16 protein-coding genes are annotated in these 11221 nt (G+C 40.8%); 9 read left to right on the forward strand and 7 right to left on the reverse strand.

Annotated elements, in window-relative coordinates; translation table 11 throughout:
• Positions 1-109: 109 nt before the first annotated feature.
• From PY364_RS00950 to PY364_RS00960, 3 genes are all read left to right on the forward strand, one after another.
• On the forward strand, positions 110-250 hold the full coding sequence (locus PY364_RS00950) for a hypothetical protein (protein WP_275519623.1): 141 nt from the start codon (positions 110-112) through the stop codon (positions 248-250).
• The gene (locus PY364_RS00955; protein ID WP_275519625.1) at positions 234-485 is read left to right on the forward strand and encodes a hypothetical protein; all 252 of its coding nucleotides are present in this window, start codon (positions 234-236) and stop codon (positions 483-485) included. The genes PY364_RS00950 and PY364_RS00955 overlap by 17 nt, the downstream gene beginning before the upstream one ends.
• Positions 486-801: 316 nt before the next feature.
• Positions 802-1053 (forward strand): hypothetical protein, encoded by a 252-nt coding sequence (locus PY364_RS00960; RefSeq protein WP_007354542.1) that lies wholly within the window; start codon positions 802-804, stop codon positions 1051-1053.
• 28 nt (positions 1054-1081) lie between these two features.
• Here the strand turns inward: PY364_RS00960 and gnd are convergent, their stop codons facing one another.
• Positions 1082-2536 (reverse strand): decarboxylating NADP(+)-dependent phosphogluconate dehydrogenase, encoded by a 1455-nt coding sequence (gnd, locus tag PY364_RS00965; protein WP_275519627.1) that lies wholly within the window; start codon positions 2534-2536, stop codon positions 1082-1084.
• A gap of 220 nt (positions 2537-2756) precedes the next feature.
• Between gnd and PY364_RS00970 the strand changes: the two genes are divergently transcribed.
• Both PY364_RS00970 and PY364_RS00975 read left to right on the forward strand, forming a co-directional pair.
• On the forward strand, positions 2757-3179 hold the full coding sequence (locus tag PY364_RS00970) for a hypothetical protein (protein ID WP_275519630.1): 423 nt from the start codon (positions 2757-2759) through the stop codon (positions 3177-3179).
• A 105-nt stretch (positions 3180-3284) separates the two neighbouring features.
• Positions 3285-3503, forward strand: a complete 219-nt coding sequence (locus PY364_RS00975) for a DUF433 domain-containing protein (protein ID WP_275519632.1) — start codon at positions 3285-3287, stop codon at positions 3501-3503.
• A gap of 78 nt (positions 3504-3581) precedes the next feature.
• Here PY364_RS00975 and PY364_RS00980 read toward each other — a convergent pair whose 3' ends face one another.
• On the reverse strand, positions 3582-5120 hold the full coding sequence (locus PY364_RS00980) for a mCpol domain-containing protein (RefSeq protein ID WP_275519634.1): 1539 nt from the start codon (positions 5118-5120) through the stop codon (positions 3582-3584).
• Positions 5121-5377: 257 nt separating this feature from the next.
• On the opposite strand from PY364_RS00980, the gene PY364_RS00985 reads away from it, so the two are divergent.
• Genes PY364_RS00985 through PY364_RS00995 form a run of 3 tightly spaced genes read left to right on the forward strand, consistent with a single transcriptional unit; the run spans position 5378 to position 6198 of the window.
• Positions 5378-5707 (forward strand): hypothetical protein, encoded by a 330-nt coding sequence (locus PY364_RS00985; protein ID WP_275519636.1) that lies wholly within the window; start codon positions 5378-5380, stop codon positions 5705-5707.
• Positions 5692-5931 (forward strand): DUF2283 domain-containing protein, encoded by a 240-nt coding sequence (locus PY364_RS00990; RefSeq protein WP_275519638.1) that lies wholly within the window; start codon positions 5692-5694, stop codon positions 5929-5931. The genes PY364_RS00985 and PY364_RS00990 overlap by 16 nt, the downstream gene beginning before the upstream one ends.
• Positions 5932-5940: 9 nt before the next feature.
• Entirely contained in the window at positions 5941-6198 is a 258-nt protein-coding gene (locus PY364_RS00995) for a hypothetical protein (protein WP_275519640.1), read from the forward strand.
• On the opposite strand, the gene PY364_RS01000 is transcribed toward PY364_RS00995, so the two are convergent.
• The 5 genes from PY364_RS01000 to PY364_RS01020 all read right to left on the reverse strand — a co-directional run bounded on the left by PY364_RS01000 (position 6195) and on the right by PY364_RS01020 (position 9521).
• A complete protein-coding gene (locus PY364_RS01000; RefSeq protein ID WP_275519642.1) occupies positions 6195-6512 on the reverse strand; it encodes a DUF1778 domain-containing protein in 318 nt (105 codons plus the stop codon). The genes PY364_RS00995 and PY364_RS01000 overlap by 4 nt on opposite strands.
• A gap of 104 nt (positions 6513-6616) precedes the next feature.
• Positions 6617-7000, reverse strand: coding sequence for a type II toxin-antitoxin system VapC family toxin (locus PY364_RS01005; protein ID WP_275519644.1), 384 nt, complete (start codon positions 6998-7000; stop codon positions 6617-6619).
• Positions 6997-7236, reverse strand: a complete 240-nt coding sequence (locus PY364_RS01010) for a toxin-antitoxin (TA) system antitoxin (RefSeq protein ID WP_275519647.1) — start codon at positions 7234-7236, stop codon at positions 6997-6999. Before PY364_RS01010 ends, PY364_RS01005 begins: the two co-directional genes overlap by 4 nt.
• 149 nt (positions 7237-7385) lie before the next feature.
• Positions 7386-8159: a 1-(5-phosphoribosyl)-5-[(5-phosphoribosylamino)methylideneamino]imidazole-4-carboxamide isomerase gene (hisA, locus tag PY364_RS01015; RefSeq protein ID WP_275519653.1), complete on the reverse strand. Its 774-nt coding sequence runs from the start codon at positions 8157-8159 to the stop codon at positions 7386-7388.
• Between the two features lie 168 nt (positions 8160-8327).
• Positions 8328-9521 carry a glycoside hydrolase family 10 protein gene (locus PY364_RS01020; protein WP_275519649.1) on the reverse strand — a complete coding sequence of 398 codons (1194 nt, stop codon included), beginning with the start codon at positions 9519-9521 and terminating at the stop codon, positions 8328-8330.
• 207 nt (positions 9522-9728) lie between these two features.
• On the opposite strand from PY364_RS01020, the gene PY364_RS01025 reads away from it, so the two are divergent.
• Complete coding sequence (locus tag PY364_RS01025) at positions 9729-11000, forward strand: transposase (RefSeq protein ID WP_275519651.1); 1272 nt, start codon at positions 9729-9731, stop codon at positions 10998-11000.
• Positions 11001-11221: the final 221 nt, after the last annotated feature.

Below are 11221 nucleotides of genomic sequence, written 5' to 3' on the forward strand. Positions count from 1 at the left end.
ATTGATGTGTCTCCTTGTTCATAGGCTTTAACTATTTTTTGGCGAAACTCGATCAAATAAGGTTTCATTTTTTCTGCGATCGCTACTGAACATAGTGTACCACAGATACATGGAATTTGCTATATATGATGAAGAAAAGGGATTTTGGTATATCCGTACCCCTAGCCGAGTATTACCAAGGGCTGCCCTTTTGCAAAATGGCGATATTGTTCCTCTCGCAGCGGTTCAAAACTATGACGAAACCGAATGATAACAACAGACAGCAAGTACAGCGTTTAGATGAATTAATGGCGATCGCGCGTCAAAGATTTCTCGATGCAGGCGGCGATCCTCGACGTTTACCATCCGGTTTAAAAGGCGATGATTACATGACAGACGCAGAAAGAGAAGAAGCACTTACAATAGCGCGATCGCTTTTTAACGACGAATATATAAACAGCTATCTAGAAAAAAAGCGTCAAAATAATTTACAACCGCAGATGTAGGCGTAATACCAAATCCGGGTTTGCTACCCTCTACAAAAACGAAGTCCGCGCAATTCGAGACTAAAAAATAAAGGGGGTATTTAAGCCGGATTTCGTATAAAATAGCTAACTGGCTTAACTATACCTGCTCAATCAATGCCATCATCGGGAGTCCAATACTTAATTATCAATGCCCTAGACACTCTGGACTTGCTCATCTGGAGGATCTATGATGAAGAAAAGGGATTTTGGTACATCGAAACCCCAAGTCAAATTTTACCAAGGGCTGCTATACTACAAAGTGGCGAGGTTGTTCGTATAGACGAGGTTGCGAACTATGACGAATCAGAATCAAATTAGGAAAGAGCAAGATCGAAGATTAGGAGAATTAATGGCGATCGCGCGTCAAAGATTTCTCGATGCAGGCGGCGATCCTCGACATTTGCCATCCGGTTTAAAAGGCGACGATTACATGACAGACGCAGAAAGAGAAGAAGCACTTACAATAGCGCGATCGCTCTTTAACGATGAATATATAAACAGCTATCTAGAAAAAAAGCGTCAAAACCAGTTAACAGTTAACGGTTAACAGTTAACCGTTAACTGTTAACAAAAAATTAATCCGTAGTTCCAGTTTGAATCGAATCTTGAGAAGCCTGAGTCCATTCAGTGTGGAAAAACTCGCCACGCGGCTTATCAGTTCGCTCATAAGTGTGAGCGCCGAAATAATCGCGCTGAGCTTGCGTCAGATTTTGGGGCAAGCGATCGCGCCGATAGCTATCAAAATAGTCTAGCGACGCACTGAAAGCTGGTACAGCAATCCCCAACGTACTCGCAGTAGCCAACACCTCCCGCCAAGCTACCTGCCGATCTAAAATTGTCTGCTTAAACTCCGGCGCTAGCAGCAAATTTGGCAACTTAGAATCGTCATTGAAAGCCTTTTTAATCTTATCCAAAAACCCAGCTCGGATAATACAGCCGCCTTTCCAAATTCGCGCAATTTCACTCAAAGCCAATTCGTAATTAAACGACTTCGAGGCAGCACTTAACAACGCCATACCTTGAGCGTAAGAGCAAATCTTCGAGCAATAAAGAGCATCCCGGATCTTGCCTACCAACTCCTTCGGATCGCCCTCATACTTGGCAGAAGGCCCCGATAATTCATGAGAAGCTTTAATCCGTTCGTCTTTGTAAGAAGACATAATCCGAGCATTCACAGCAGCAGTAATTGTGGGAATACTCACTCCTAAATCCAAAGCACTAACTACCGTCCAGCGACCCGTACCTTTTTGACCCGCTGAGTCCATAATCACCTCAACTAAGGGCTGCTTAGTTTCCGGGTCATTGTACTTGAAAATATTAGCAGTAATTTCAATCAAAAATGAGTTGAGTTCGTCAGTGGTGTTCCATTCTGTAAACACTTCATGCAACTGTTGGCCATTGAGTCCGGCCACATTTTTAAGCAAATCGTAGGCTTCAGCAATTAACTGCATATCGCCGTACTCAATGCCATTGTGTACCATTTTTACGTAGTGACCGGCACCGCCAGGGCCGATGAAAGTCACGCAAGGGCCGTCGTCTACTTGAGCGGCAATTTTGACCAAAATTGGCTCCAATTTCCCGTAAGCTGTTTGCGTACCTCCCGGCATCAAACTAGCACCATTGAGAGCGCCTTCTTCGCCGCCGCTGATGCCCATACCCACAAATCCCAGTCCCGTTGCTTCTAATTCTTTGGTACGGCGTTCGGTATCTTCGTAGAGAGAATTACCGCCGTCAATGATCATGTCTTCCGGGTCTAGCATGGGTTTTAGCTGCTGGATGACGGCATCAACGGGCTTGCCGGCCTGTACCATGACTAGGATTCTGCGGGGACGTTCTAGGGATTGGACGAATTCTTGAAGAGTCTGGGTAGCGATGATATTCTTGCCTTGGGCGCGTTTAGCCATGAACTCTTCGGTTTTGGCGTAGGTGCGGTTGAAGACGGATACGGAAAAGCCGCGACTCTCTACATTTAGCGCTAGGTTCTCGCCCATAACGGCTAGACCAATTACTCCAAAGTTTTGCTGTGCCATAAATCTTTGTTGACTCTGTTGTTGGTTTTGGGCTTGGATTCAATTTACTTTAATTTTTCTATTTGATACCTGGTTTTTGATAAAATTGGTAAGGTTTTTTTAAGATTTCCAGCTATACAAAGATATGCAGGATACCATAAAAAGGCAGTTATAAATATTGTGCGGTAACGATAGATACAATTAAACGAATAGCTAAGATAAAAGTTAGGAGGCGATAACAATGCAGGAATTACAGCACCTTGCGGCTTGGGTAAAGGAGCGCTACGCTCAGGAGTACATTTTGACGTGGTTGCTGAGTCAGCCGGGTCTGTGGTGGTCGGATGGGGACGTTTACCAGGCGGCGATGCAGAGGTCTGGGAAGTTACTTAAGGAGTACGTTCGGAAGAAGCAAGAGGGTGAGGTATTCCAGGGAATTGCGGATAAGTTGGTTCAGGATGAGACTTGGGACGCTGTTGCAGCGAGTTTGGGTAAGATTTTTGCGGTTTACCAGGAGGAGTTGGTGAAGTTGCAAGACCCCAGCCGTAGGGATGAGGGGTTAAAAAAAACATTGAGTAGCGGGGAGTTGAGGGTGCAACCTGCGGCGGTGTTGGAGGTGCAGCAGGCTTTGCCCGATCCTTATGCCGATCCTTTGACTAGGCGGTGAGGGGAAAGTTGGGTTGATTATTGTTTTGGGCGTGCGATCGCTAAAAATATACAATTCCGACAATTGGTAAAATAAAAGGTCTTAGTAACTAAACACTAAAGGCTTATGTCTAAGAATTTTCCCACGCTCAGCACTTCGAGTGAAATTATGGGTGGGACTCCTGTTTTTGTAGGCACTAGGGTTCCTGTGGAAACACTTTTTGACTATGTAGAGGCGGGGGAATCAATTGATGATTTTTTAGAGGGATTTCCTACTGTCACTAGGGAACAAGTAATTGCACTGTTGGAAGAGGCTAGAAAGCAATTAATTGGGTTGGTGGCGTAGGATGAAGCTTCTCTTAGATGAGTGTATTGATCGCAGGTTGGCGACAAAGTTTGCCGGAAAGAATATCAAAGTAAAAAGCTAAATCTCTTTTAAAGCTATACCAACAATACTGTCACCTTGCTGTGCCTTAGCTAATTTCATAGCTCTTGAAACTTCTCGCAAAGTTTCACCAAAACCTATACTGCTAGTCAAGACATCTGTTGTACTTCTATATTCTTTTTGCAACTTGCTAAGTAGAGATTCATTGTATTGAGACTTAAATAATATATTATCCCCCTCAGCAAAAATCACTGAGTTTGAATCTTTTGTTTCACTCCATATCAGCTTGCTCATTTTTTCAATTGCTTTGCTGATTGCACGACTTCTTTTGAACACTTCAGATTCATCTTGAGCTGAATCGCCGAAAGCTAGCTCTAAATACTTGCCTGTTCCATCTCCATCCAACCCAAAATAGAATATTTTTCCTTCAGTATCATGGGGAGGGCGGAGAATTTTATATTCCAAAAGATTTCCCCTTTTATCCAGAACCACAAAAGCAGCTAAAGTTTTAATAGTAAATTGTAGAAATGTAAATGCTAAGTGTGAAGTAAGATAAGATTGAATTGGAACGATATCCTTTTTTTCTGTTTTTTTGTTTGGGTGAGACGCTTCATTTCGTATCTCTTTCATTAAATATGTAAAATGTCCCAATATTTTTTCATTGACAAAATACTGAGGTGTTGTTTCAAAAAAATCTCTGATTTCTTTCATTTTATCACCTAACGTTTTATCTGCGCTTTTTCCGTGTATCAAAACTCTAATAATTATATTAGTGATTTCTTCTATACCAGAGGAAAAAGAATATATAGAATTGTGAGAGTCATAAATATTTCCTGTTGTTTCCCCCATTAGACGAGAATTAACGCCTGACAAGAAAGATGCTTGCAAATGGTTAATATCAATCTCTTCTAATGGAAATTTTAAACCCGCTAAACTCTCAACTAACTTCTCAGTTAAAGCTGAGATACTATTGCGATATCGGAGAATTTCAGTATAATTTAATTTTCCAAACTCATCAAAATCTCGAATGGGAGGAAATTTGCGATAATTTATTTTTATTTCGCCTGTTTCTATTTCATCTTCCAATTGATCATAGAACAAACCTCTTTGTCTATTTCTTGCTTCGCCATCTGAGGAAAATTGAGTTTCTAAAGTATATATATGCTCTATATCAAGAACATAAGAAAAAACTGCCAATATTGCTTGTAGGGATGAAATGCCTCCAGTTAAATCAACATAATAACAATCGTTATTCCTAGAATCAATAATTGTACGTAACTGCTCTAGCATATCTCTAAATCTCTCAACATTAGAGTCTTCTAACTTAGTGACATGGTGAACAAAACTTGTGGATGAGATTCCGTAGTGATTTAGTGCTGATTGCCAAGGTTTAGTTTCTCCTATCAGGGATTGTAGAGATTGCTCTGTATGAAAAATATGTATTTGACGAAAAGTTAGTTTATCATCATTTTCATTTTTTCTAAACTCAAGGGTAGCTCGAATAATAGCATTAATCATAGCGGAGATGTTTGTGTTGCCGCCCATGATTAACTTAAAGGAATTTTTAAGAGCGTTCATAATATTTACATGGTTGAAAATTATCTTGCGTCTAATTGTAAGCAAAACTACCGTACAAGTCAACCCCCGTTCAAATTATCGCGATCGCAGCTTTAGTAGAGTATCAGTAGTTACTTGGAAAGAGCGATGCCTGCGGCTGGCTTCGCCTACGCACGTTAACTAAGCGGAAGGATTCAAAGAAGGGCGATCGCTACACTCGTCAGATAATTATGGTAATCTAAAAGTTAGGTAACTAAAATTAGCGAGACTGGAGAAGCGTGACAACACAATTTTTCTGTCCATATCTCGATAGTGAAGTTGAACTTACAGAAGAGCGAGAGCAGCACATTGCTGAGACACATCCCGATCTGTTACCAGATTATCAGGAAAAGATTGCTGAAACTTTAGCTGACCCAGATGAAGTTAGATGCGATTTACGTTTCGGCAATACTTTTCTATTTTCAAAGCAGTATGGCAAAGGTCGCAAGGGTAGGTATGTTGTAGTAGCTGTTGTTAGCGATACAGTTCCCAGAGATCGTAATTGGATCGTGACAGCTTACCTGACAAAAACAGTAACTCAAGGAGAAATAATATGGCAAAAAAACTAATTTTTAAGTACGATGCAGTGGGTGATATTTTGTACGTTAATCAGTGTTTACCTTATGCAGAGCAAGAATCCCAAGAACTAGATTATGGAGTTGTTGCTCGTCTTAATCCTGAAACTCAGGAAATTGAAAATTTGGAGGTGATGTTTTTCTCAAAGCGGTTGAGAGAGAGTAATGTATTTGAATTGCCAATTGTGGGCGACTTGCACCTTACTCAGAAAGTTTGAGATTGTTCCATGTTATCCCACACACCAGACCTCGCCGAACAAATTAATGACTGGAAATTTATCGAATTGTGGGTAGATCCAATTGTTTTTCCCCCTCGGATTTTGATGTTAGTGAGTGGAAAAAACGGAGGATTTTGTATTTATGACCCATCAAAAAACTATAAGTCTCTGTTTTTTAGTTCAAGCTATGATGAGGCTCATTCATGGCTTTTGGAAGATGAATACGAGCGCTGCGATGGTCGGCTTTTAGCGGAGGAAATTCTTTAAATATGATAACTTTGAGACTGTTTATATCGCTTGGCAGATTCACGCAATTTTTCCCCCGGTTCTGGCGGGTTGAGTAAAGCATTAACAAATACTTCGCTGTCGTTCTTGCTCAACTTTAGCACCGTCTGTTCTTGAATCGTGCGCTTAGCAGCTTCCACCGCACTTGCGACCACAAATTCTGTCAGCGAAAACCCGCTTATTTGCGCTGCTTCTAATAATAATTCTTTTTGTTCTTGAGTGAGTCGTGCTTCTAGGCGGGCAGTTTTGGTCGATCGAGAATTTTCACTTCCTAAATACTTAGTCAGGGAATTCATGGCAATTAAAAGCGATAAATTTACAGGTTAATACATGAATAACTTTAATTGTACGCCAAACTACCGTACAAGCCAACCCCTTTCAAATTATCGCGATCGCAGCTTTAGGAGAGTATCAGTACATCATAAAGGTTAAACTTCTCATCTACCGAAATCAGCGTCAATCCCTCAACCAAAGCTTGAGAAATTAACATCCGGTCAAAAGGATCTTTATGATGTAAAGGCAAACTATTCAAATTTAGGATATGGGCAGGGATGACTGGCAAAAAAGAGATGCCATTTTTACTTTGGCTGTTGTAAATGTCCGCTAGGGATTGACTAAGCTCAAGTTTGCCTAATTGACTTTTAATTTGTATTTCCCACAAGCTAACAACACTGACATATCGTGTCGTATCCGTTCGTTGTAGCAAACCTAAAATATTTGGTGATAACTTCTCAGGCTCACTGTCCCACCAAATAAAGATATGAGTATCTAATAAAACCTTCATAAACCCCAAAAAGAATCTGGTAAAGGCTCATCAAAATCATCACTCATCACCATAGAACCACGATTTAAACCCGCCTTTGGGACTATAGAATCTTCTTCAGGTTGAGCCAAAGGCAAAACCTTAGCCCAAGGGACACCCTGTCGAGTTAGCGTCACTTCAACGTGATTTTGAATATCTGACAATAAATCGGTTAGATTATCTGATAAGTAAGCAATATCGAAAGTTTTGGGTGACATTTTGCTTATAAACTACTCATTACTAGCATTATAAACCCATCCGCTTTAGCACCGTAAAAAACCCGGTTTCTTTGAAAAATCCCGGCTATCCGAGAGATATTGACACAGAAACCGGGTTTTTGACCCCGCGTGGGTAACTCCTCACCAATTCAAGCAAAACTTGAAGAACCCAAATCCGGGGGTACATCCTGCCAACGTCCTTGGCCTACGGCCCGAATTGCCTCCTTAAGTGAGATATCACCTGTATAAATAGCCCGGCCAACGATCGCGCCTGTCACTCCCAAAGGTTCCAAAGCCAACAAACTCAGCAAATCTGCGATCGAACTCACGCCGCCAGATGCGATTACAGGAATAGCTACAGCATTTGCCAGTTCTCGCAAAGCCTCTAAGTTCGGCCCAGAGAGAGTTCCATCCCGTTGAATATCGGTGTAAATAATCTCCGCTGCACCGAGTTGAGCCATTTGGTGCGCGAGATCCGTTGCTAAAACTTCCGAGGTTTCTAGCCAGCCTCTAGTCGCAACTTTCCCGTTTCTCGCATCAATTCCCACCAGAATTTGACCGGGAAATTCGCCGCACAATTCGGCAACTAATTGCGGCTTTTCAACTGCTACAGTGCCCAAGATAGCGCGTTTAACGCCTAAATTGATCAGGGTGGAAACTGAAGCGCGATCGCGCAAACCGCCCCCGACTTGACAAGGTACATCTACTGCTTTGACAATGGCTTCAATTGCCTTTTGATTGACGGCATGACCCGCTTTCGCGCCGTCGAGATCTACTAAGTGCAATAGCGTCGCGCCTTGATCTACCCACTGTCTAGCCACTTCAACGGGATTCTCATTAAAGGTTTGCGATCGCGCATAATCTCCCTGATAGAGTCTGACGCACCGACCTTCTAATAAATCAATAGCTGGAATTACATTCATTATCTTTCGTAGTAGCGACTTTAGCCGCTTTTTTATAGGTTTGATAATGACTAAAGTCATTACTACAAAGTATGTTACCCGATTATCGTTCATAGTACCAACTTTAGTCACTTCTTTGCGATTGCAAATCATCATTAAAGACATTACTACAAATGATGATTCCAAATTTCAAACCGATGGTCGCTGCATTTTTGTAGGAAACATCTGTCTAAAGGCTGAATTGCGTTGTTCTGGTGTTTCTTTTGCCCAACTAGACAAACTTTCATAGAAGAAGAAAGACACCCCTGCTAATCCCCGCTTACGCACTTCTTGAACTTGATCTTGAATTTGTTTAAGCGGGATAGAGTTATTTTTCAATCCTGTTAAAATTCCAATCCCCACAGGAATATGACCTTTAGCCAGCTTAACTTCTTCTCGCTCTAATTCAGCCACAAAACGAGGTAGATCGTTCCGGTAAACTTGAATGATAATTTCTTCAATGAAACCGCGCCTTTCCCAAGTAAACCAGTCCTGTAAATGAGCGGGTAAGGCAAAGTGTAAAGGGTTAGGAGAAAGAGACATAATACATTTAGGTTTGCGGAATTTTACAGCCCGGAAAATTCGCCCCATGAAACCATTGATTTTATCAGCCCGCCACCGCCCCCAGAAAGTTTCTCGGAAGTCATCAGAGGGAGATTGACCATTAACTTCTTTTTTGTACATTGCCACTGTTAAATTATCATAGCCAAATTCAGCAGGCAATCCAAAATGGTCATCAAATTGTATCCCATCTATGTTATATTTAACCACAATTTCGATAATTAAATCTAGGATAAATTTCTGTACTTGCGGGTGAAACGGATTCAGCCAAACGCGGTCATCTTTGCCTTCTTTCCAGATAGTTGTACCGTCGCGACGTTTAGTCAGCCAGTCGGGGTGTTTTTTAGCTAATTCTGAATCAGCGGGAGCCATGAAACCAAATTCAAACCAAGGAATAACAGCCAATCCTTTTTTATGTGCTTCATCGACGATTTCTTTCAGTACATCTCGCCCTTTTAATCCTGGTGTTGGTTCCATAGCTATACCCATTGCTCCTTTAGCTATAGCACTGGGATAAAGGGTATAACCGCCTTGCCAAACGGTGGGATAAACTGTATTAAAGTTGAGTTGAGCTAGGCGATCGATGGCTGTAGTTACATTTTTTTTAGAATATAAAACCTCGCTATCAATGTTAGTGAGCCAAACACCGCGTAATTCAGTTCTTGGCAATTTTGGGGGCGTTTGACCATAAACTAATGGGGTAGCGATCGCGATCGTCGCCGCTGTCATTGCAAAGGTAATTATTAAAGCAATAATCCGCTGCCATCTGTACAGTTTGAACATGATTTTTCTGCCGTTTTGTTTTAAATTATCATCAAACTATGACCTTACAATACTCCGGACAGTTTTTAACTAAGGACGCGATCGCAACACAGCACAGAAGCCAAAAAAGTGAGTAGAAGCTGAACCCAAACAAAACAGAAAGACAGCACTGTGATTTAGGTTAAGCTAAAAAAATATACAAGCTTAAGAGATTGCCTTATGAAACTTATGGAATCAATCTTACAACAAATGCCAGGGATTAGTCAACCCCAAAAGAAGTTTTTAGTAATTTTATTTTCAACTATTTTACTCATTTATGGCAAGGTTAACTTCACGAATCTTAGCCGTTATAGCTCTTTAAGTGAAAAAACCTATCGTCGCCACTTTCTCAAACACTTTAATTTCCCGCAATTTAATCAATATTTTCTTAAACAAGCCTTGAATCCTGAGCAGACAATTATTGCTGTCATTGATTGTTCTTTCTTAAGAAAAAGTGGTAAAAAAACTGAGGGCAAAGCTTATTTTTATAATGGTATTGCTGGCAAGGCTGAACAGGGATTGGAAATTTCTGTGATTTCTATTGTCGAAGTTGAAACGCATTTATCCTATAGTTTAAGTGTGCAACAAACTCCCTCACGTCCTCAAACAGAACCACCGAAAAAACCCAGAAAAGTTACCCAGAAAAACCGACAAAAAAATCAGCGCAAAAAACAGGCGCATGAAAGCTCAAATCCTGATATAACAAGAGTTGACGACTATGCTAAACATCTAAAAGATACTCGTTCTTTCTTCCCAAATTCTGTTCGTTATTTGGTGGCTGACGGCTATTATTACCGCTCTAAATTCTGGGATACCGTGCGAGAGTTGAATTTAGATTTTATTGGCAAATTAAGATTTGATGCTAACCTCCGTTATCTTTATACAGGTGAACAAAAGAAACTGGGCGCACCTCGGAAATATGATGGTAAATTTGACGGCCAAGATTTGAGTCGCCTGAATTTTGTCAAAGAAATAAAACCGGGCGTTTCACTCTCTACATTAGTTGTGTGGAGTTGTTGTTTAAATTGCCAAATTTGTTTGGTTTGTATTTCTGAGGTTCAAGCCAACGGTAAAATCAAAAATGCCTTATTATTTAGCACTGATATTCATCTATCTCCTGAACAAATTATTGAATATTATCAGGCGCGTTTTCAGATAGAATTTGTGTTTCGTGATGCCAAACAATTTACGGGCTTATCTGATTGTCAATCTCCTCATCCACAACGGCTTGATTTTCATTTTAATGCCAGTTTAACTTCTCTGAACTTAGCCAAATATCAGGCTTATAATTGTCACTTATCAACCCAGCCATTTGTGTTTTCGATGGCTTCTTACAAACGCCTACAACTCAATCGGCATCTACTTTCTACCTTTATTGATAAGTTAGATTTAGACCCAAATTTGATTTTAAATCACCCTAACTTTCCTGAACTCCTGTCCTATGGTACTCTGGCCGCTTAAAAACTGTCCGGAGTATTGACCTTAGCAACCCTTAATAAATTTAATAAAGGTCAATAAAGGCGTGAATGTTGTGGTGGGTTTGCTAGTCAAACTTGCACCCATCAATAATTGTAAAAAACCTGCCCCTACCCAAATAATAACTTTCATCAACAATTCACCCGCATCCGCAAATATATAAAAGTAGATCGGGACTTACGCAAAAATATTTGTAACGCCGCCAT

Source organism: Kamptonema sp. UHCC 0994 (assembly GCF_029167235.1).
GTDB lineage: Bacteria > Cyanobacteriota > Cyanobacteriia > Cyanobacteriales > Microcoleaceae > Kamptonema.

Excerpts from the sequence above, each read along its gene's own strand:
- PY364_RS00950 (WP_275519623.1), top strand. The coding sequence starts at position 110 with ATGGAATTTGCTATATATGATGAAGAAAAGGGATTTTGGTATATCCGT.
- PY364_RS00955 (WP_275519625.1), top strand. The coding sequence starts at position 234 with ATGACGAAACCGAATGATAACAACAGACAGCAAGTACAGCGTTTAGAT.
- PY364_RS00960 (WP_007354542.1), top strand. The coding sequence starts at position 802 with ATGACGAATCAGAATCAAATTAGGAAAGAGCAAGATCGAAGATTAGGA.
- gnd (WP_275519627.1), bottom strand. The coding sequence starts at position 2,536 with ATGGCACAGCAAAACTTTGGAGTAATTGGTCTAGCCGTTATGGGCGAG.
- PY364_RS00970 (WP_275519630.1), top strand. The coding sequence starts at position 2,757 with ATGCAGGAATTACAGCACCTTGCGGCTTGGGTAAAGGAGCGCTACGCT.
- PY364_RS00975 (WP_275519632.1), top strand. The coding sequence starts at position 3,285 with ATGTCTAAGAATTTTCCCACGCTCAGCACTTCGAGTGAAATTATGGGT.
- PY364_RS00980 (WP_275519634.1), bottom strand. The coding sequence starts at position 5,120 with ATGAACGCTCTTAAAAATTCCTTTAAGTTAATCATGGGCGGCAACACA.
- PY364_RS00990 (WP_275519638.1), top strand. The coding sequence starts at position 5,692 with ATGGCAAAAAAACTAATTTTTAAGTACGATGCAGTGGGTGATATTTTG.
- PY364_RS00995 (WP_275519640.1), top strand. The coding sequence starts at position 5,941 with ATGTTATCCCACACACCAGACCTCGCCGAACAAATTAATGACTGGAAA.
- PY364_RS01000 (WP_275519642.1), bottom strand. The coding sequence starts at position 6,512 with ATGAATTCCCTGACTAAGTATTTAGGAAGTGAAAATTCTCGATCGACC.
- PY364_RS01005 (WP_275519644.1), bottom strand. The coding sequence starts at position 7,000 with ATGAAGGTTTTATTAGATACTCATATCTTTATTTGGTGGGACAGTGAG.
- PY364_RS01010 (WP_275519647.1), bottom strand. The coding sequence starts at position 7,236 with ATGTCACCCAAAACTTTCGATATTGCTTACTTATCAGATAATCTAACC.
- hisA (WP_275519653.1), bottom strand. The coding sequence starts at position 8,159 with ATGAATGTAATTCCAGCTATTGATTTATTAGAAGGTCGGTGCGTCAGA.
- PY364_RS01020 (WP_275519649.1), bottom strand. The coding sequence starts at position 9,521 with ATGTTCAAACTGTACAGATGGCAGCGGATTATTGCTTTAATAATTACC.
- PY364_RS01025 (WP_275519651.1), top strand. The coding sequence starts at position 9,729 with ATGGAATCAATCTTACAACAAATGCCAGGGATTAGTCAACCCCAAAAG.